The organism is Mycolicibacterium austroafricanum, assembly GCF_902705885.1.
Taxonomy (GTDB): Bacteria; Actinomycetota; Actinomycetes; order Mycobacteriales; family Mycobacteriaceae; genus Mycobacterium; species Mycobacterium vanbaalenii_A.
Genome location: NZ_CACSIP010000015.1, coordinates 1 through 19,421 on the forward strand (window position 1 = coordinate 1; position 19,421 = coordinate 19,421).

Below are 19,421 nucleotides of genomic sequence, written 5' to 3' on the forward strand. Positions count from 1 at the left end.
ATCTGATGAAGACCTTCTGGGGCGGGCCGGGCGGCTGGACCGACTCGCAGTCCCCGGACGGGACCGTGATCTGGACCGCCCCCGACGGGCGAACCTACACGACCAAACCCGGCAGTCGACTGTTCTTCCCGTCCTGCGACCTCACCACCGCGAACCTGCCACCACCGGGCACAGGTCCGCCTGCCCATCCGGCCCGCACCGCGATGATGCCCCGCCGACGACGCACCCGCGCCGCCGACGAAGCCACACGCATCAAAGCCGAACGCGCACAAAACAACCCGGTTCGTCAGAGTTCCCCGAGGTAGAACCGGGTGCCCTGATCGTCGGTGCACAGCGCTGACATCCCGTACGGCTGTCGTGTGGGTTCATCGATCACCGACCCACCTGCCTCACGCACCCGCGCGACCGCAGCGACGATGTCCTCGACCGTCCACATCGGTACGGTCAGCGGCGCGTCATTGCCGCCGGCGACCCCGGCCATCGGGTGAGTCGGGGAGATCTGCCAGCCGTCCTGGACGTGCCCCGGTTCGAACGACCAGAACAACACCCGACTGTAGAAGGCCTTGAACGCGTCCGAATCCGGGACCTGGTAAGTGATGTAAGCCAGTTCGCCGGGCCCGCCGCCGTTGAGCTCGGGTCGGGGTTGGCCGGGAGTCGGCTGGAACACCGCGAATTCGGTGCCCTGTGGGTCGGTGGCGCCGAGCACGGTTCCGAAGTCGAACTGCTGGATCTCGTCGACGGTTCCGCCACCGCTGACGATGCTTTCCCGCGCACCGTCGAGGTCGGCCACCGCGTAGCAGCAGAACAAGGTGTGACGGTCGGCCACCGGGAAGATCCCGATGTGCTGCTCGGTGTTGGTGACCTGCCGGGTCACGGCGTCGTAGGTCCAGCCGAGCACTCGCCCGTAGAACGCCGCCGCGCGGTCGGCGTCGGGGGTCCACACCGAGACATAGCCGACGTCGCCGTGCTGGATCGGGACGGGCGCCCCGGTTGTCGGGCCGGTGAGCATCCACCGGTGCCCGAACGGGTCGACGAGCGTCGCGGTGCGGGTGCCGTAGTTCTCGTACGGCTCGCGCTGAACCTGTGCGCCACGGGCACGGGCACGCTCAAGCGTGGCGTCAGTGTCGGCCACCGGCAACATCAGACTCACCGAAGCCTGTTGCGGTGAAGGTGCTTTTACGCCGATCTCGGGATACTCGTCGGTGAGGTAGAGCACACCGCCCGAGATCGCCAGCTCGGCGTGGCCGATCCGGCCGTCGGCCATCTCGACGGGATCGCCGAGGATTACGCCGCCGAATGTGTCGGCGTACCAGCGGATGGCAGCGCGGGCGTCGGCCACGGCGAGGTAGGGGACCGCGGCGGGCCGCGGCGAGGATGTGGCGGCGGGCCGCGGCGAGGATGTGGCGGCGGGCCGCGGCGAGGATGTGGCGGCGGGCCGCGGCGAGGATGTAGCGCCGGGCCGCTGTAGCTCGGCGAGGGCAGTATCGGTCCCGCTCATGATGACTCCTTGTGTTCGATCGGGTTGTTGTTCAAACAATTTCGCGGCTGCCTCGAGGCGTGCGCGCAGTCGGGCGGCGAAAGCCGGATCCGGTTCGAGCGGAGTGTCGTCACCGCGCAGCACGTCCAGCGGATCAACAGATCTACTGTCGTTGTTCACGACATCCCTCCTTCCGGTTGCGGGTACTGCGCGCGGAACGCTCGGCGTGCCCGAACCAGCAGTGCCTCGGTGGCATGAACGGTGCGGCCGATCAGTTCGGCGCACTCTGGCACCGAGCAGTCGTCCAGGTAGCGCAGTGCCAGGACCGTGCGGTGATGTTCGGGTAGGCGAGCGAGAACGTGTTCGGCGACGATGCGGTCCAACTCGGCGTCCCAATCGTCGGCGGGATCGACCGCTTCGGGCAGTTCGGCCATCGGTATCGAGAACCGGTCGTGGCGTCTGCGGTAGTGGTCGGCCAGTTTGTGACGCGCCACCCCGATCAGCCACGGCACCGTGAGCTGTGGCGGAGTCTCCTTTCTGGCAGCGTCCATGGCCGCCAGAAAGGTCTCCGAGGTCAGGTCCTCGGCTGTTCCACGGTCGCCGCAGCGTCTGGCGAAGTACCCGTAAACGGCCGGCAGGGCTTCGTCGTAGAGCGCTAGCAGTGCTCGTGGAGCGTTGTCACCGTTCGGTTCGCCGCCCACACCTCTATCGTCGCCGTTGGTGCCCGGACTCCGACACCCCGATTTCGAGGTCGGTCAGTCCGGGGGCGAGCATGTCGAACGCGTCACCGAGCGCGACGGGCAGCAGCACCTGCTCGTTCTCCAGCCAGTGCCCGTAGGCGGCAAGCGCCACGCCGAGCATGGTCCATGCCACGGTCTGTGGCACCAGATCCGCCGGGGCCACGCCCATCCGGTTCGCGACGAACGTGGCGACCACGTCGCGCCAGCCGGCATACATCGTCATCGAATAGGCTTGTAAGGCCTCGGTTTCCAGGATCAGCCGCATGCGCTGGCGGTGCCGGTCGGGGTCGTCGAACTCGTTGAACGCGAGCATCGCGGTGCGCAGCGCGTCGCGGATGGGCACGTCGGGGTCCAGGTCGGCCAGCAGCGTGCGCATGTTCTGCAGGTGGGCGTCGAAATCACCCCACGGCAGCGCGCTCTTGGACGGGTAGTAGCGGAACAGCGTCCGGCGGGCGATCCCCGCGGCTGTCGCGACGTCGTCGACGCTGACGTCGTCGAATCCGCGCGCCATGAAGAGGTCGATCGCGACGTCACTGATGTGCTCCCAGCTCGTCGACCGACGGCGACCCACGCGACCCTTCACAGCATCCACCGGAATCCGCCCTTCCATTTAGGCACCCGATGCCATATTGTTGCGACCTGCATCACAAATGTCGAGACCCTACCCGGGGACTGCATCGGAGAAAGGTGAGATCCATGGAGCCGAATCAGCACGCCGAGAACGAAGAGTTGGTCACCGAGAGCCTGGTCGAGGAAGTCTCGATCGACGGGATGTGCGGGGTCTACTGAGCATGAGTGCGCCGATGGTGGAAAACACCCAGGACCATGTCTTCGATCCGGACCTGCGTTGGCGGTTGCACCCCCAGGTGGCGGTGCGGCCGGAACCCTTCGGCGCGCTGCTCTACCACTTCGGCACCCGCAAGCTCTCGTTCCTGAAGAACCGGACGATCGTCGAGGTGATCAACCTGCTGGGTGATCACCCCGACGCTCGATCCGCGTGCCGCGCTGCCGGAATCGATGACGACGCGCAGGCACCCTACCTACACGCACTGGGTGTGCTCGCCCAGTCCCAGATGCTGGTTCGCGAGGAGACGTAATGACCACCATGCAACCCGTGCCCCGGCTGGTCGATCAGTTCGAACACGGCCTGGACGCGCCGATCTGTCTGACGTGGGAGTTGACCTACGCCTGCAACCTGTCGTGTGTGCACTGTCTGTCGTCGTCGGGAAAGCGCGACCCGCGGGAGCTGTCCACGCAGCAGTGCAAGGACATCATCGACGAGCTGGAACGCATGCAGGTGTTCTACGTGAACATCGGCGGCGGCGAACCCACTGTGCGGTCGGACTTCTGGGAGCTCGTCGACTACGCGACCGCCCACCACGTCGGGGTGAAGTTCTCCACCAACGGGGTCAGGATCACCCCTGATGTGGCCGCGAAACTCGCGGCCAGCGATTACGTCGACGTACAGATCTCGCTCGACGGCGCCACCGCAGAGGTCAACGACGCCGTGCGCGGTCCGGGATCGTTCGAGATGGCGGTTCGGGCGCTGGAGAACCTGCGCGACGCCGGGTTCACCGACGCCAAGATCTCGGTGGTGGTCACCCGCCACAACGTCGGCCAGCTCGACGATTTCAAGGCCCTGGCCGACAGCTACGGCGCGACCTTGCGCATCACCCGGCTGCGGCCGTCGGGCCGCGGTGCCGACGTGTGGGACGAACTGCACCCCACCCCGGCCCAACAGGTTGAGCTCTACGACTGGCTGGTGGCCCGCGGTGAGCGGGTGCTCACCGGTGACTCGTTCTTCCACTTGTCGGGGCTCGGTGAGCCGGGCGCGTTGGCCGGGCTGAACCTGTGCGGCGCCGGCCGGGTGGTCTGCCTGATCGATCCGGTGGGCGACGTCTACGCCTGTCCCTTCGCCATCCACGACACGTTCCTGGCCGGAAATGTATTGTCGGATAACGGCTTCCAGAACGTCTGGCAGAATTCCACGCTGTTTCGCGAGCTGCGTGAGCCGCAATCGGCAGGCGCGTGCGGTAGCTGTGGGCACTACGACAGTTGCCGCGGTGGCTGCATGGCCGCCAAGTTCTTCACCGGCCTGCCTCTGGACGGTCCGGACCCGGAATGTGTGCAGGGTTACGGCGAGCCGGCACTGGCCCGCGAGCGCGACAAGCCCAAGTCCAGCGTCGACCACTCGCGTACCGGGGCGAGGAAGAAGCCCTCGGGCCCGGTCCCGCTCACCCTGCTGAGCGCACCCCCCAAGAAATTCTGCAACGAAAGTCCTGTGTAACCCATGGCACGCGATACCTGGTTCGAAACTGTCGCCATCGCCCAGCAGCGGGCGAAGAAACGACTGCCCAAATCCGCCTACCTGTCGCTGGTCTCGGCCAGCGAGAAGGGCGTCACAGTCTCCGACAACGTCGAGTCGTTTGCGCACCTTGGGTTCGCGCCCCATGTCATCGGCGCCACCGAGAAGCGGGACATGGCGACAACGGTGATGGGCCAGGATATTTCGATGCCGGTCATCATCTCTCCGACCGGCGTTCAGGCCATCGACCCCGATGGCGAGGTTGCGGTGGCACGGGCCGCGGCCGCGCGCGGAACCGCGATGGGGCTGTCGTCGTTCGCGAGCAAGCCGATGGAGGAAGTCACCGCGGTCAACGACAAGATCTTCTTCCAGATCTACTGGCTGGGCAGCCGCGACGAGATCCTGCAACGGATGGAACGCGCCAGGGCGGCCGGTGCCGTCGGCTTGATCTTGACCACCGACTGGAGTTTCTCGCACGGCCGCGACTGGGGTAGCCCCAAGATCCCCGAGCAGATGAACCTCGCCACCATGGTGCGGATGTTTCCCGAGGTGGTCACCAAGCCGCGCTGGCTGTGGAGCTTCGGCAAGGGGCTGCGGCCCCCGGCGCTGCGGGTGCCGAACCAGGCCATGCGCGGCGAGGCCGGCCCCACGTTCTTCGAGGCCTACGGGCAGTGGATGGGCACCCCGCCTCCCACCTGGGAGGACGTCGCCTGGCTGCGTGAGCAGTGGGGTGGGCCGTTCCTGCTCAAGGGGACGGTGCGGGTCGACGACGCCAAACGCGCTGTTGACGCAGGCGTTTCGGCGATCACCGTGTCCAACCACGGTGGCAACAACCTGGACGGCACCCCGGCGGCGATCCGGTGTCTGCCTGCCATCGCCGACGCCGTGGGCGACCAGGTCGAGGTTTTGCTGGACGGTGGGATCCGGCGCGGCAGCGACGTGGTCAAGGCCGTCGCGATGGGAGCCCGCGCGGTCATGCTCGGCCGGGCGTATCTGTGGGGTCTGGCCGCCAACGGCCAGGCGGGTGTGGAGAACGTACTCGACATCATGCGGGGCGGCATCGACTCTGCCTTGATGGGCCTTGGCAAATCTTCCGTCCACGAATTGACGCGCGACGACATTTTGATTCCGGACGGCTTCACCCGCACTCTCGGGGTGTGAGCGGCTGATACGGGCGTGGCGCAGGGGGCTGGCGTGAATCCCCCACGGGTGGCCGCGCCGGACGCAGGGAAATCAATTGCCACGCATGCGCCAACAATTGGCGCATACCAGGTGAATTCGGCCTACCATCGTCGCGTGGCATTCCCCAGCAAGCTCGGGAACTCAACGTCGAGGCAGCTGCACAACACGTCGCCCGCGCTGGTCGTTCCGGTAGGTTCCACCGAGCAGCATGGACCCCACCTGCCGCTGGACACCGACACCCGGATCGCGGCGGCGGTCGCAGAAGCCCTAGCCGCACGCCTTTGTACTGGGAATGAATGCGACTGGTTGGTCGCCCCCGCCATCGGGTATGGCGCCAGTGGTGAGCACGAAGGCTTCCCCGGCACCGTCTCGATTGGCACACCCGTACTGGCGGAACTTCTGGTGGAGTTCGCCCGATCCGCCTGTCGGTGGGCTTCTCGCGTCGTATTCGTCAACGGCCACGGCGGCAACGTCGACGCATTGCGCCGCGCGACCGGACTGTTACGGTTCGAGGGACGCGACGTGGGATGGTGTTCCTGCAGTGCCAGCAACGCCGATGCTCACGCCGGGCACACCGAAACATCTGTATTGCTACATATTTCGCCGGGGGTCGTCAGGGAGGAAGAGCGGGTGCCGGGAAACCGGGCTCCGTTGTCCGAGCTACTGCCCGAAATGCTTCGTGGGGGAGTTGCCGCCGTCAGTTCGCTGGGAGTGCTGGGGGACCCGACCACGGCGACTGCGGAGGAGGGCAGGACGATCTTTGCCGAGATGATTGACGGGTGTCAGGGGAGGATCACCCGGTGGGCGCCCGACCATGAGGGGATGCTGAGATGAGCGGGCCGCGGTTGCCCGACGGGTTCGCCGTCCAGGTCGATCGACGGGTACGGGTGCTCGGCGAGGGTGCTGCGCTGCTCGGCGGTTCGCCCACCCGGCTGCTCCGGTTGGCGCCGTCCGCTCAGACGATGCTCAACGGCGGCAGGCTCGAGGTACACGATGCTGTCAGCGCACAATTGGCCCGCACCCTGCTGGATGCCACAGTGGCCCACCCGAGGCCGCTGACCGGACCGTCGCACCGGGACGTGACCGTCGTAATCCCGGTGCGGGACAACATGTCCGGGCTCTCGCGGCTGCTCCTCTCATTGCGAGGTTTGCGCGTCATCGTGGTCGACGACGGATCGGCGACGCCGGTGCTCGCATCCGATTTCCAGGCAGTGCACTGCGACGTGCGTATCCTGCGGAACGCCCGGAGCAAGGGTCCGGCCGCCGCCCGCAACCTCGGCCTGAGGTCCTGCGACACCGACTTCGTCGCCTTCCTCGACTCTGACGTGGTGCCCCGCCGCGGGTGGCTGGAGGCGCTGCTGGGGCACTTCTGTGACCCCGCCGTGGCACTGGTCGCACCACGGATCGTCGCGTTGCGGCCGTCCGACAGCGTGGTGGCACGCTACGAGGCGGTGCGCTCATCGCTCGACCTGGGACTGCGTGAGGCGCCGGTGGTCCCGTTCGGCACGGTGTCCTACGTCCCCAGCGCCGCGATCATCTGCCGCCGGCGCAGTCTTCTCGAGGTCGGTGGCTTCGACGAGTCGCTCCAGTCCGGTGAGGACGTCGACCTGTGCTGGCGACTCAACGAGGCGGGCGCCCGACTGCGTTACGAACCCATCGCCATGGTCGCTCACGATCACCGCACCGAATTGCGAAAGTGGTTTGCCCGCAAGTCGTTCTACGGCGGCTCTGCGGCACCGCTGGCGATCCGGCACCCCGGCAAGACGGCCCCGCTGGTCATTTCGGGGTGGACGTTGGTGGTGTGGTTGCTCGCCGCGATCGGATCCAGCCTCGGCTACCTGGGTTCGGTGGCCGTCGCGGCCCTCACCGGCCACCGGATCGCCAAGTCGTTGTCGAGCGTGCAGACCGAGCCCATCGAGGTTGCCGTCGTCGCCGCCCACGGGTTGTGGTCGGCGGCGCTGCAGTTGGCGTCGGCGATCTGTCGACACTACTGGCCGCTGGCGCTGATCGCGGCCGTGCTGTCGCGACGGTGCCGGCAGGTGGTGGTGGTGGCCGCGGTGCTCGACGGGGTGTTCGACTGGATCACCCGCAACGGCAATGCCGACGAAGACGAGACCAGACGAGTCGGGCTGCTGACGTACATCCTGCTCAAGCGACTCGACGACATCGCCTACGGTCTGGGGCTGTGGGGCGGTGTCGTGCGGGAGCGGCACGCGGGCGCACTCAAGCCGCAGATCCGCACCTGAAGCGCCGGAGTTGCGTAGCGACGTTCTGATCCTCGGCGCGGGCAGCGCGGGATCTGTCCTGGCCGAGCGGCTTTCCCGCGACGAACGCTGCCGGGTCACCGTTGTCGAAGCAGGTCCCGCACCCTCGGACGCGCGTGTGCACGGCCAGATCACCGACGGCCTTCGGCTACCGATCGGCGCGGCGAGCTCGGTGGTTCGGCGGTATTCGACCACGTTGACCGACACCCCCGTGCGTCACGCCCAGATCGTGCGCGGTGCTGTGGTCGGCGGTTCGGGAGCGATCAACGGCGGATACTTCTGCCGTGCGCTGCCCTCGGACATCAGTGGGTGGGGGCTGGACGGATGGTCCTGGGACGACGTGCTGCCGCATTTCATCGACATCGAGAACGACCTCGATTTCGACGGGCCGCTGCATGGATCGCACGGCCCGATCACCGTGCGTCGTGTTGCCGAATTCGACGGTTGTACAGCATCTTTCGTCGATGCCGCGCAGCAGGCCGGTTACGGCTGGATCGACGACCTCAATGGCTCGACGCCGGACTGGGCGCTGCCGGCCGGCGTGGGGGCGCTGCCGCTCAACATCGATCGTGGCACGCGGGTGGGCCCGGGGCGAGCCTTTCTGCAGCCCGCGTCGTCACGTCCGAACCTGACGGTGCTGACCGACACCCGTGTCCGACGGATCCGGATGGAAGGGGGTCGGGCCGTGGGTGCCGACTGTGTAGGCGCCACCGGCGCCATTGTCCTGACCGCGGACCGGATCGTGCTGTGCACCGGGGCGATCGCGACGGCCCAGTTGCTGATGATCTCGGGCCTGGGGCCCGCCCCGGTGCTGCGAGCCGCCGGGGTGCCCGTCCTGGTCGACCTTCCCGTCGGAACAGCCACCATGGACCATCCGGAGTGGGTGCTGCCGGTGAGCTGGCCGCCGACGCAGGGCGTCCCGCCGCTGGAGGCAGTGCTGACAACACCCGACGGGCTCGAGATCAGGCCTTACACAGCGGGCTTCGGCGCCATGACGGACAGCCGGGGCGGCGATCCGACCGACCGCCCGCACCTGGGGGTGGCGCTGATGCGTCCTCGGTCGCGGGGCCGGATCACCCTGGTCTCCGCAGACCCGGACGTCGCGCCGGTGATCGAACATCGTTACGACAGTGCGGCCGCCGACGTCGAGGTGTTGCGCTCCGGATTCCAGCTGGCACGCGAACTCGCCCGGGAATCAACCCGATTGGATGCTTCCTGGGCGACGTCCCAACACCTCTGTGGCAGCGCCAGGATGGGCAGCGACGGCGACCCGGCCGCCGTGGTGGACAACCGCTGCCGCGTTTTCGGTGTCGACGGGCTGTGGGTGGTCGACGGGTCGATCCTGCCCGCGATCACCAGTCGGGGGCCGCACGCGACGATCGTGATGGCGGGCCACCGCGCCGCGGAGTTCATCGCGGCGAGGTGAGCTTGCGGATCGGACGTGACTGCCGACCGTCGCGACCGGGTGACCACACCGCGACGAATACGGCCGCGACGACCATCACCGCGGAGAGCACCATCACCGCCTGGCCCATCGCGTGTAGAAACGCGGTTTCTGCGATGTCAGCCAGTCGCTCACCCGCGGGGCCCATCTGTTCGGCGACCGACAGCGCGTAGGCCAGCGATTCGGACGCGGCGTCGCGGGTCTGGTCGGGGAATGCGTCCACATCCGGCGCCAGAGTGTGCTGATAGCCCGCCGCGAGGACCGATCCGGCAACGGCGATGCCGAGTGCCGCGCCGATCTCCCGGGTGGCGTCGTTGACCGCGGAGGCCACGCCCTGCTTCGCATCCGGGACGGCCCCCATGATCGCCGAAGTCGTTGGCGCCGTGCACAACCCGATACCCGAGGCCATGATCAGCAGTGGCCAGGCCAGACTCAGGTACGACGAGTCCGTTTCCAGAGTGCGCATGCAGAACAGCCCGACCGCCAACATCAGCAATCCGCCGGTCACCACCGCCCGCAGTCCGAGCCTGGGCAGATAGAGATGGACCGTGGTGCTGAGGATCAGCACCGGAAACACCAGCGGCGTCAAAGCGAATGCGGTCGTCAGTGGGCTATAGCCCAACACCAGCTGCATGTATTGCATTGATACGAAGAAGAATCCGAAGTTCGCGAAGAACAGGAACGTGATGCCGACGGCGCCGGTGGCGAAGTCCGGCCGTCGGAAGAGCCTGACATCGAGGAGTGGGTGTGCGCGGCGAAGTTGCACGCGGGTGAAGACGACGGTGATCGCCAGTCCGGCCACCAAGCAGGCCAGGACAACGGGGTCGGTCCACCCGCGGTGGGGAGCCTCGATCACCCCGAGCACGAACACCGCGATGGCCGCGCCGATGAGTCCGCCGCCGAGCCAGTCGACCGGCGCGGCGGTTTCGTCCCGCGACGACCCGACGGTGCAGGTGAGGCAGAACAGGATGACTGCGGCTGTGCCGAAGGCCCAGAAGATCGACTGCCATGGGAAGTAGTGCAGCAGTGCCCCGGTGCCCAGGAATCCGACGATCGCCGCCGAACCGGCCACACCCGCCCAGATCCCCACGGCCTTGTTGCGTTCGGACTTCGGAAACGCGGCGGTGAGCAGCGACAGTGTCGCCGGCATGATGAACGCCGCACCTACACCTGCCACCGCGCGTGCGGCGATGATCTGCGTCGGACTGTCCCACACCACCGGGGCCAGAGAGGCCACGCCGAAGATGGCCAGTCCGGCGAGTAGGGCGCCGCGCCGGCCGTAGCGGTCGCCGAGGGCTCCCGCGAGCAGGAGAAGGCATGCCAGCGCGAGCGTGTAACCGTCGATCACCCACGTCAGTTGGGTTTGGGTCGCCGACGTCTCCACCGCGAGGTCGGGCAGTGCGGCGTTGAGCGCGACCATCGACGAGATGACCAGGATGACGTCGGCGCAGGCGACCGCCAGCAACCAGGTTCTTCTGCGCGGGGAGAGGCTGGTGGTTTCGCCGTCGATATCCTGGCTGGACTCGTCGAGGGTGTCGACCACGTCGCCTCCTTGGGCAGGGGATATTTTCGAGACTAACAGTCTCGTTCCAAGAATGACGGTCTCGTAGCCGTCGGGGAGGCAGGGGAAACGACGATGGCCGCGGCAACTGGTGACCCGCGGCCGGCCCGGTCCCGGGCTCGGCTGCTGGACGCCGCGACGGCGCTGCTGCGCGAGGGCGGGCCCGGCGCCGTGACCGTCGACGCTGTCACCCGCAGCGCCAATGTGGCCCGGGCCACCCTCTATCGTCATTTTCCCAGCGCGAATGATCTTGTGGCAGCGGCATTCATGAGGCTCATCCCGCCGCCGCCGATGCCGCCCGAGCGCGGCAGCCTGCGGGATCGCCTGATCGCGATCGAGGTCGAATGGGCGGAATCGATCGCCGAGGCGCCGACCACGTTGACCGCGATGGCGTGGCTCTCGCTGGGGCCCGACATCGCTGCGGTGCCCAACGCCGGGTCGGGCAGCCGGGAGGTGCTGTCGCTGCGGGAACGGATCGCCGAGCAGTACTCTGCGCCGTTCGACGCGCTCTTCGCCGGACCGCAGGCAGCTGCCGAACTCGGCCCCGTCGACCGGACCATGGCGTTCGCTCTGCTGATCGGTCCGTTGGCGTTCGGCCGGATCAGCACGTTGGCCGATTTTGACTACCGGGCAGTGGCGATCGCGGCGGTGGACGGCTTCCTGGCGACCTTCGCCAGAGACCGCTAGGTCACCGCAGCGAGTACCGGATCGGCAGGTGCTTGAGACCGCCGACGAACGTGGTGGCCGACAGTTCGGGCTCACCCGCCAGTTCGATCGAGTCCAACCGCGGCAGCAGCTCGGTGAACAGGCTGTTCATCTCCATCCGCGCCAGTGCCGCGCCGAGGCAGAAATGCACGCCGTACCCGAACGCCAGGTGCTTGTTCGGATCTCGGCCGACGTCGAAGTGGAACGGGTCGGTGAAGACCTCCTCGTCGCGATTGGCCGACACGTACGCCAGGTACACCGAATCCCCCTCGGCGATCGGCACGCCGCGGATCTCGGTCGCGGCGGTGGCGGTCCGCATGAACTCCTTGACCGGGGTGGTCCAGCGGATCATCTCCTCGACCGCGGTCCCCATCAGGCTCGGATCGTTCTGCAGGCGGGCGAGTTGATCCGGGTTGTCGATGAGGGCACGTAGTCCGCCCGAGATGGCGTCCTTAGTGGTGTCATGGCCCGCGCTGGCGACGATCACGTAGTACGACACGGTGTCCATGTCCGACATCGGCTCGCCGTTGATCGTGCCGTTGGCGATCGCCGAGGCCAGGTCGTCGGTGGGCTGCTCGCGGCGAGACGCGGTCAGCGCCGAGAAGTAGGCGAAGAAGTCCATCAGGACAGCCAGCAGGTCTTCGGTGCTGCCCTCGCCGCGCTTGTGCTCGGTGTCGTCGCCGCCGAACATCTCCTGGGTGAGCTTGAGCATCCGGGGGAAGTCGTCCTCGGGCAAGCCGAGCAGTGAAAGGATCACGTAGAGCGGGTAATTCACGGCGATGTCGGTGACGAAGTCGCACTCGGGGCCGATGTCGCGCATCTTGTCGACATAGCGTTTGGCCAGCTCGTCCACGCGGACCTTCAGGTCGCGCATCGCCTTCGGCCGGAACCAGTCCGCGCCGATCTTGCGCACGTCGCGATGGTGCGGGTCGTCCATGTGGATCAGCGTGCGCAGGCCGATGCCCGCATCCTGCTGCTGCTTCATCACGTCGTCGCCCTCGGCCGGCATCAACAGCGGTCGTGGGCCGCTGACGAAAAGGTTGTTGTCCCGTTCGATGGCCATGATGTCGGCGTGCCTGGTGACCGCCCAGAACGGGCGATACGGCGGATTGTCCACCCACACGACCGGTTCGTTCGCCCGCAGATGGGTCAGCGCCGCATGAAGTCGGGCGTCATCGGCGTAAGCGGTCGGATCGGCCAGGACGTTGGCGGCGTGGTCGTGGTGCACGTCCATTGCCGATGTGCTCATGCGGTCTCCTCGGGGGCTGCGGGAAAGACTTGACGGGTGTCAAGTAGGCAGTCTATGTGACGGGCGCCACGCAGGGGAAGAGGCGCGCGTCCTCGTCGCCGTAAGCTCGGACCTCGTGGCGCCCACCTCGGTCCTGTGCCGTGTCGTGTGTGTCCTGGTGGCCGCGACGATGGCCGCCGGGTGCGCCCGGGGGTGGGACGAACCGGCGTCGACATCCGCCGATCCGTCGCTGGTGCAGATCGCGTCGGGGACCGTGCGCGGCGTCGTCGGACGCGACCATCGCCTCTTCGCCGGGATTCCGTACGCCGCGCCGCCCGTCGGGGCACTCCGCTGGCAACCGCCGCAGCCGGCGCCGACGTGGGACGGGGTACGGGACGCCACCGCGTTCGGCCCCCGATGTCTGCAGGACCTCGACGGCGGCGTCGAGCTGGGGCGCCAGACCGACGAGGACTGCCTCAACCTGCATGTCTGGACGCCCGCGGTCGACTCGGACCCGCCGCCGCCGCGGCCGGTGATGGTGTGGATCCACGGCGGTGCCTTTGTCAACGGAAGCGGTTCGGTCTACGACGCGCAGCACCTCGTCGCGCGCGGCGGCATCGTGGTCGTCACCCTCAACTACCGACTGGGCACGATGGGCTTTCTGGCGCACCCGGCGCTCGGTCCCGCCGGCGCGGTGGGCAACTACGGGTTGTCCGACCAACAGGCCGCCCTGCGGTGGGTGCGCGACAACATCGCGCAGTTCGGCGGTGACCCCGGCAAGGTCACCGTGGCGGGGCAGTCCGCCGGTGGCATGTCGGTGTGCGACCACCTGGTGGCCCCGGGTTCGGAGGGGCTGTTCGACGCGGCCATCATTCAGAGCGGACCCTGTCAGGCCCAGGTCGCGCTGCCGGAGGCAGAGCGCATCAGCATCGACTATGCGCGGGAAGTTGGGTGCGCCGACCCGGCCGCGGCGGCCGGATGCCTGCGCGCGCTGCCCGCCGACAAGTTGCGAGAACCGGTGCGGTACTTCCGCATCGGTGACGACGCGCTGAGCGGACCGGTCACCGGGAGCGCAGTGCTGCCGACGGATCCGATGGCGACGTTCGCCGACGGTGACGCGGCGCGGGTGCCCATCGCGATCGGCACCACCCGCGATGAGTTCACGCTGTTCATGGCACTGGAGCACCTGCGTGGGAGAGAACTCCTGCCCGCCGGGTATCCCGACGTCCTGGCCGAGACGTTCGGCCCCAACGCCGACGCGGTGGCGCAGCGCTACCCGCTGGACCGGTACGGCGGCAGTGCGCCGCTGGCCTACTCGGCGGCGGTGACCGACGGCGTCTTCGCCTGCGTGGACGAGCGCATCGGTGCCGACCTGGCACGGCACGGTCCGGTGTACGCCTACGAGTTCAACGACCGGCAGGCGCCTGCGCCGGAGCCCTTCGCGACGCTGCCGTTCCCGGTCGGGGCCAGTCATTCGTTGGAGCTGCAGTATCTGTTCGACGTCGGGAACGCGCCGGAACTCGACCCCGCTCAGCAGGCACTGTCGGACCAGATGATCGACTACTGGAGCGAGTTCGTCAGGACCGGCGCGCCCCACCGCGCCGGGTCGCCCGAGTGGCCGGCGCTCGGGGAAGGCCCCGTCCCGCGGCAGCGGCTGTCGCTGGCGCCCGGCGACATCAGGGTGTTCGACGACTTCGCCCAGATCCACCAGTGCCCGTTCTGGGACGGTCTGAAGTAGGTTGGGCACCTCAGGCCCGGTTTTTGTGCGCAGGCGGCCCGCGAGAAACGGCCTGCCGCGGAGATTTGGAGCAGGCCAGGGTCGTCAGGCATACTGTTCGGGTTGCCTTGAGCCGGGTTCGCCTGGCCGGGCATGCGACCAGCGCCCTCACGGGCGCATCCGGTCCCAACCTCGATCGTGACGGGTTTTCCGACGCGAACGAGTGTGCGTGCGGGCGACACACCCGACCGCGGGGGTCGGTGGACCACAGACAGGTAAACAGCGGCGGCACAGCCAGGCCCGAGTTCGGGTCCGTTAGTAGTGAGGTAGGAGAAGCGTGGCGGGACAAAAGATCCGCATCAGGCTGAAGGCCTACGACCATGAGGCGATCGATGCCTCAGCGCGCAAGATCGTCGAGACGGTCACCCGGACGGGAGCCAGCGTGGTCGGCCCGGTGCCGCTGCCGACCGAGAAGAACGTGTATTGCGTCATCCGGTCCCCGCACAAGTACAAGGACTCGCGGGAGCACTTCGAGATGCGCACCCACAAGCGGTTGATCGACATCCTCGATCCCACGCCGAAGACGGTCGACGCCTTGATGCGCATCGATCTTCCGGCCAGCGTCGACGTCAATATCCAATAGGCATCCCAGGAGATATCCAGAACATGGCACGCAAAGGCATTCTGGGCACCAAGCTGGGCATGACGCAGGTGTTCGACGAGAACAACAAGGTCGTCCCAGTCACGGTCGTCAAGGCCGGCCCCAACGTGGTGACCCGCATCCGCACCCCCGAGCGCGACGGCTACAGCGCCGTGCAGCTCGCCTACGGCGAGATCAGCCCCCGCAAGGTGAACAAGCCGGTCACCGGTCAGTACGCCGCCGCGGGAGTGAACCCGCGTCGTCATCTCGCCGAGTTCCGGCTCGACGATGAGGCGGCGGCCGGCGAGTACGAGGTCGGCCAGGAGCTGACCGCGGAGATCTTCGCCGACGGCACCTACGTCGACGTCACCGGCACCTCGAAGGGCAAGGGGTTCGCCGGCACCATGAAGCGTCACGGCTTCAAGGGCCAGGGCGCCAGCCACGGCGCCCAGGCAGTGCACCGTCGGCCGGGCTCCATCGGTGGCTGCGCCACCCCCGGCCGGGTGTTCAAGGGCACCCGCATGTCGGGCCGGATGGGTAGCGACCGCGTCACCACGCAGAACCTCAAGGTGCACAAGGTCGACGCCGAGAAGGGCGTCCTGTTGATCAAGGGCGCCATCCCCGGGCGCAACGGTGGACTGGTGGTTGTCCGCAGCGCAATCAAGCGAGGCGAGAAGTAACAATGACACTCAAAATCACAGTGAAGACGCCGGACGGCAAGACGGACGGCAGCGTCGAGCTGCCCGCCGCTCTGTTCGACATCGAGCCCAACATCGCTCTGATGCATCAGGTCGTCACCGCGCAGCTGGCCGCCAAGCGTCAGGGCACGCACTCGACCAAGACGCGCGGCGAGGTCCGTGGCGGCGGCAAGAAGCCGTACCGCCAGAAGGGCACCGGCCGGGCTCGTCAGGGTTCGACCAGGGCGCCGCAGTTCGCCGGCGGTGGTGTTGTGCACGGCCCGCAGCCGCGCGACTACAGCCAGCGCACCCCGAAGAAGATGATCGCCGCCGCACTGCGCGGAGCGCTCTCCGATCGGGCCCGCAATGACCGGATCCACGCGATCACCGAGCTGGTGGCCGGTCAGGTGCCCTCGACCAAGAGCGCCAAGGGCTTCCTGTCGACGCTGACCGAGAACACCAAGGTGCTCGTCGTCATCGGTCGCGCTGACGAGGTCGGCACCAAGAGTGTGCGCAATCTTCCTGGCGTGCACGTGATCTCGCCGGATCAGCTCAACACCTACGACGTGCTCAACGCAGACGACGTGGTGTTCAGCGTGGAGGCTCTCAACGCCTACATCGCCGCGAACACCAATGAGGAGGTTTCGGCCTGATGGCTACCGTCACCGACCCCCGCGACATCATCTTGGCCCCGGTCATCTCCGAGAAGTCGTACGGGTTGATCGAGGACAACGTCTACACGTTCATCGTGGCGCCCGATTCGAACAAGACCCAGATCAAGATCGCCATCGAGAAGATCTTCAAGGTCAAGGTCGATTCGGTGAACACCGCCAATCGCCAGGGCAAGCGCAAGCGCACCCGCGCCGGCTACGGCCAGCGCAAAGCCACCAAGCGCGCGATCGTCACCCTGGCCGCGGGCAGTAAGCCGATCGACCTGTTCGGAGCGCCGGCCTGACCGGCCAGAGGCAAGAGATTAGAGAGACTTAAAAAGCCATGGCTATTCGCAAGTACAAGCCGACGACCCCGGGTCGGCGCGGCTCCAGCGTCTCAGACTTCGCCGAGATCACCCGCGATCACCCGGAGAAGTCGCTGGTTCGCCCGCTGCACGGCAAGGGCGGTCGCAACGCGCACGGCCGGATCACCACTCGTCACAAGGGTGGTGGCCACAAGCGTGCCTACCGCGTGATCGACTTCCGCCGCCACGACAAGGACGGCGTCAACGCCAAGGTCGCGCACATCGAGTACGACCCGAACCGCACCGCGAACATCGCGCTGCTGCACTTCCTCGACGGTGAGAAGCGCTACATCATCGCCCCGGCCGGTCTCAAGCAGGGCGCGGTCGTCGAGTCGGGCGCCAACGCCGACATCAAGCCCGGAAACAACCTGCCGCTGCGCAACATCCCGGCGGGCACCGTGATCCACGCCGTGGAGTTGCGGCCCGGTGGTGGCGCCAAGCTCGCCCGTTCGGCCGGTGTCAGCATCCAGCTGCTCGGCAAGGAGGGCAGCTACGCCTCGCTGCGTATGCCGTCCGGCGAGATCCGTCGCGTCGACGTGCGCTGCCGCGCCACCGTCGGCGAGGTCGGCAACGCCGAGCAGGCCAACATCAACTGGGGTAAGGCCGGCCGGATGCGCTGGAAGGGCAAGCGCCCCACCGTCCGTGGTGTCGTGATGAACCCCGTCGACCACCCGCACGGTGGTGGTGAGGGTAAGACCTCCGGCGGTCGCCACCCGGTCAGCCCGTGGGGCAAGCCCGAGGGCCGCACCCGCAAGCCCAAGAAGCAGAGCGACAAGCTCATCGTCCGCCGCCGGCGCACCGGCAAGAAGCGCTAGGAGAATTCAGCGATGCCACGCAGCCTGAAGAAGGGCCCGTTCGTCGACGACCATCTCCTGAAGAAGGTCGACGTCCAGAACGAGAAGAACACCAAGCAGGTCATCAAGACCTGGTCCCGCCGCTCCACCATCATCCCGGACTTCATCGGGCACACCTTCGCCGTCCACGACGGTCGCAAGCATGTCCCGGTGTTCGTCACCGAGGCGATGGTCGGACACAAGCTGGGCGAGTTCGCACCCACCCGCACCTTCAAGGGTCACATCAAGGATGACCGGAAGAGCAAGAGGCGATGAGCACTCCGACAAAGACTCCGCTCGAGTACCCGTCAGCACAGGCGAAGGCCCGGTTCGTCCGCGTCTCGGCCAGCAAGGCGCGGCGCGTCATCGATCTGGTCCGCGGCAAGAGCGTCGAGGAAGCCCTCGACATCCTGCGGTGGGCACCGCAGTCGGCCAGTGATCCGGTCGCCAAGGTGATCGCCAGCGCCGCGGCCAACGCGCAGAACAACGACGGCCTGGATCCGACCACCCTGGTGGTCGCGACCATCCATGCCGACGAGGGCCCCACCGCCAAGCGCATCCGGCCGCGTGCCCAGGGCCGTGCGTTCCGGATCCGCAAGCGCACCAGCCACATCACCGTGATCGTCGAGAGCCGCCCGCCGAAGGACAAGGGCGCCAAGGCGTCTGCGTCCTCCAGCCGGTCGCGGCGCGCGCAGGGCAGCAAGGCCGCGTCGACCTCGAAGAAGGCAGCTCCTACTGAGGCTTCTAGCGAAGCGAAGGGAGGCTCGCAGTAGTGGGCCAGAAGATCAACCCGCACGGCTTCCGGCTCGGTATCACCACCGACTGGAAGTCCCGCTGGTACGCCGACAAGCAGTACGCCGACTACATCAAGGAAGATGTGGCCATCCGCAAGCTGCTGTCCACCGGGCTGGAGCGCGCCGGGATCGCCGACGTGGAGATCGAGCGCACTCGTGACCGTGTTCGCGTGGACATCCACACCGCCCGTCCGGGGATCGTGATCGGTCGCCGCGGCACCGAGGCCGACCGTATTCGTGGCGACCTGGAGAAGCTGACCAAGAAGCAGGTCCAGCTCAACATCCTCGAGGTGAAGAACCCCGAGTCGGTGGCGCAGCTGGTGGCCCAGGGTGTCGCCGAACAGCTCAGCAACCGCGTGGCGTTCCGCCGCGCGATGCGTAAGGCGATCCAGTCCGCGATGCGTCAGCCGAACGTCAAGGGCATCCGGGTGCAGTGCTCGGGCCGCCTCGGCGGTGCCGAGATGAGCCGCTCGGAGTTCTACCGCGAAGGCCGGGTGCCGCTGCACACGCTGCGCGCCGACATCGACTACGGCCTCTACGAGGCTAAGACCACGTTCGGCCGGATCGGCGTCAAGGTGTGGATCTACAAGGGCGACATCGTCGGTGGCAAACGCGAGCAGATCGCCTCGGCCCCCGCCGGAGCGGACCGCCCGCGCCGCGAGCGTCCGTCGGGCACCCGCCCGCGTCGTAGTGGCGCCTCGGGCACCACCGCCACGAGCACCGACGCCGGTCGCGCCGCCACCTCGGAAGAGGCTCCGGCGCCGGCCACCACCGAGGCTGCCCCCGCCGAGGCGCCCGCAGCAGCTGAGAGCACTACACAGGATTCAGGGAGCTAGGCA

Annotated in this window: 22 protein-coding genes and 1 pseudogene; 18 read left to right on the plus strand and 5 right to left on the minus strand. The window is 67.5% G+C overall.

What is annotated here, in order from left to right:
* Positions 1–305, plus strand: a pseudogene (locus BEMPMBAN_RS11685) (hypothetical protein); the annotation flags it as partial.
* Here BEMPMBAN_RS11685 and BEMPMBAN_RS11690 read toward each other — a convergent pair.
* From BEMPMBAN_RS11690 to mftR, 3 genes are all read right to left on the minus strand, one after another.
* Positions 287–1,498, minus strand: coding sequence for a VOC family protein (locus tag BEMPMBAN_RS11690; protein WP_425294965.1), 1,212 nt, complete (start codon positions 1,496–1,498; stop codon positions 287–289). The pseudogene BEMPMBAN_RS11685 and the gene BEMPMBAN_RS11690 overlap by 19 nt on opposite strands.
* 155 nt (positions 1,499–1,653) lie before the next feature.
* Complete coding sequence (locus BEMPMBAN_RS11695) at positions 1,654–2,178, minus strand: RNA polymerase sigma factor (protein WP_159230554.1); 525 nt, start codon at positions 2,176–2,178, stop codon at positions 1,654–1,656.
* Between the two features lie 4 nt (positions 2,179–2,182).
* Positions 2,183–2,827 carry a mycofactocin system transcriptional regulator MftR gene (mftR, locus tag BEMPMBAN_RS11700; protein WP_159230555.1) on the minus strand — a complete coding sequence of 215 codons (645 nt, stop codon included), beginning with the start codon at positions 2,825–2,827 and terminating at the stop codon, positions 2,183–2,185.
* Positions 2,828–2,913: 86 nt separating this feature from the next.
* Between mftR and mftA the strand changes: the two genes are divergently transcribed.
* From mftA to mftG, 7 genes are all read left to right on the plus strand, one after another.
* A complete protein-coding gene (mftA, locus tag BEMPMBAN_RS11705) occupies positions 2,914–3,006 on the plus strand; it encodes a mycofactocin precursor MftA (protein WP_159230556.1) in 93 nt (30 codons plus the stop codon).
* A gap of 2 nt (positions 3,007–3,008) precedes the next feature.
* The gene (gene mftB, locus BEMPMBAN_RS11710; protein WP_234897419.1) at positions 3,009–3,314 is read left to right on the plus strand and encodes a mycofactocin biosynthesis chaperone MftB; all 306 of its coding nucleotides are present in this window, start codon (positions 3,009–3,011) and stop codon (positions 3,312–3,314) included.
* On the plus strand, positions 3,314–4,504 hold the full coding sequence (gene mftC, locus BEMPMBAN_RS11715; protein ID WP_159230557.1) for a mycofactocin radical SAM maturase: 1,191 nt from the start codon (positions 3,314–3,316) through the stop codon (positions 4,502–4,504). The genes mftB and mftC overlap by 1 nt, the downstream gene beginning before the upstream one ends.
* Before the next feature lie 3 nt (positions 4,505–4,507).
* Positions 4,508–5,683 carry a pre-mycofactocin synthase MftD gene (mftD, locus tag BEMPMBAN_RS11720; RefSeq protein ID WP_159230558.1) on the plus strand — a complete coding sequence of 392 codons (1,176 nt, stop codon included), beginning with the start codon at positions 4,508–4,510 and terminating at the stop codon, positions 5,681–5,683.
* Positions 5,684–5,794: 111 nt separating this feature from the next.
* On the plus strand, positions 5,795–6,538 hold the full coding sequence (gene mftE / locus BEMPMBAN_RS11725; RefSeq protein ID WP_159230644.1) for a mycofactocin biosynthesis peptidyl-dipeptidase MftE: 744 nt from the start codon (positions 5,795–5,797) through the stop codon (positions 6,536–6,538).
* A complete protein-coding gene (gene mftF / locus BEMPMBAN_RS11730) occupies positions 6,535–7,950 on the plus strand; it encodes a mycofactocin biosynthesis glycosyltransferase MftF (RefSeq protein WP_159230559.1) in 1,416 nt (471 codons plus the stop codon). Before mftE ends, mftF begins: the two co-directional genes overlap by 4 nt.
* A 10-nt stretch (positions 7,951–7,960) precedes the next feature.
* On the plus strand, positions 7,961–9,394 hold the full coding sequence (gene mftG, locus BEMPMBAN_RS11735; RefSeq protein ID WP_159230560.1) for a mycofactocin dehydrogenase MftG: 1,434 nt from the start codon (positions 7,961–7,963) through the stop codon (positions 9,392–9,394).
* Here mftG and BEMPMBAN_RS11740 read toward each other — a convergent pair.
* Positions 9,378–10,955: an MFS transporter gene (locus BEMPMBAN_RS11740; protein ID WP_159230561.1), complete on the minus strand. Its 1,578-nt coding sequence runs from the start codon at positions 10,953–10,955 to the stop codon at positions 9,378–9,380. The genes mftG and BEMPMBAN_RS11740 overlap by 17 nt on opposite strands.
* Positions 10,956–11,048: 93 nt before the next feature.
* Here BEMPMBAN_RS11740 and BEMPMBAN_RS11745 point away from each other — a divergent pair, with 93 nt between their 5' ends.
* A complete protein-coding gene (locus BEMPMBAN_RS11745; protein WP_159230562.1) occupies positions 11,049–11,660 on the plus strand; it encodes a TetR/AcrR family transcriptional regulator in 612 nt (203 codons plus the stop codon).
* 1 nt (position 11,661) lies between these two features.
* On the opposite strand, the gene BEMPMBAN_RS11750 is transcribed toward BEMPMBAN_RS11745, so the two are convergent.
* Positions 11,662–12,927, minus strand: coding sequence for a cytochrome P450 (locus BEMPMBAN_RS11750; RefSeq protein ID WP_159230563.1), 1,266 nt, complete (start codon positions 12,925–12,927; stop codon positions 11,662–11,664).
* Positions 12,928–13,096: 169 nt separating this feature from the next.
* Between BEMPMBAN_RS11750 and BEMPMBAN_RS11755 the strand changes: the two genes are divergently transcribed.
* From BEMPMBAN_RS11755 to rpsC, 9 genes are all read left to right on the plus strand, one after another.
* Positions 13,097–14,644: a carboxylesterase/lipase family protein gene (locus BEMPMBAN_RS11755; RefSeq protein ID WP_159230645.1), complete on the plus strand. Its 1,548-nt coding sequence runs from the start codon at positions 13,097–13,099 to the stop codon at positions 14,642–14,644.
* Positions 14,645–14,960: 316 nt separating this feature from the next.
* Positions 14,961–15,266, plus strand: coding sequence for a 30S ribosomal protein S10 (gene rpsJ, locus BEMPMBAN_RS11760; RefSeq protein ID WP_003883485.1), 306 nt, complete (start codon positions 14,961–14,963; stop codon positions 15,264–15,266).
* A gap of 23 nt (positions 15,267–15,289) precedes the next feature.
* Positions 15,290–15,943: a 50S ribosomal protein L3 gene (gene rplC, locus BEMPMBAN_RS11765; protein ID WP_159230564.1), complete on the plus strand. Its 654-nt coding sequence runs from the start codon at positions 15,290–15,292 to the stop codon at positions 15,941–15,943.
* A 2-nt stretch (positions 15,944–15,945) separates the two neighbouring features.
* Complete coding sequence (rplD, locus tag BEMPMBAN_RS11770) at positions 15,946–16,593, plus strand: 50S ribosomal protein L4 (RefSeq protein ID WP_159230565.1); 648 nt, start codon at positions 15,946–15,948, stop codon at positions 16,591–16,593.
* A complete protein-coding gene (gene rplW / locus BEMPMBAN_RS11775; RefSeq protein WP_159230566.1) occupies positions 16,593–16,895 on the plus strand; it encodes a 50S ribosomal protein L23 in 303 nt (100 codons plus the stop codon). Before rplD ends, rplW begins: the two co-directional genes overlap by 1 nt.
* A gap of 38 nt (positions 16,896–16,933) precedes the next feature.
* Entirely contained in the window at positions 16,934–17,770 is an 837-nt protein-coding gene (rplB, locus tag BEMPMBAN_RS11780) for a 50S ribosomal protein L2 (RefSeq protein ID WP_159230567.1), read from the plus strand.
* Between the two features lie 12 nt (positions 17,771–17,782).
* Positions 17,783–18,064: a 30S ribosomal protein S19 gene (gene rpsS / locus BEMPMBAN_RS11785; RefSeq protein ID WP_003892827.1), complete on the plus strand. Its 282-nt coding sequence runs from the start codon at positions 17,783–17,785 to the stop codon at positions 18,062–18,064.
* The gene (gene rplV, locus BEMPMBAN_RS11790; RefSeq protein WP_159230568.1) at positions 18,061–18,561 is read left to right on the plus strand and encodes a 50S ribosomal protein L22; all 501 of its coding nucleotides are present in this window, start codon (positions 18,061–18,063) and stop codon (positions 18,559–18,561) included. Before rpsS ends, rplV begins: the two co-directional genes overlap by 4 nt.
* Entirely contained in the window at positions 18,561–19,418 is an 858-nt protein-coding gene (gene rpsC, locus BEMPMBAN_RS11795; RefSeq protein ID WP_159230569.1) for a 30S ribosomal protein S3, read from the plus strand. Before rplV ends, rpsC begins: the two co-directional genes overlap by 1 nt.
* Positions 19,419–19,421: the final 3 nt, after the last annotated feature.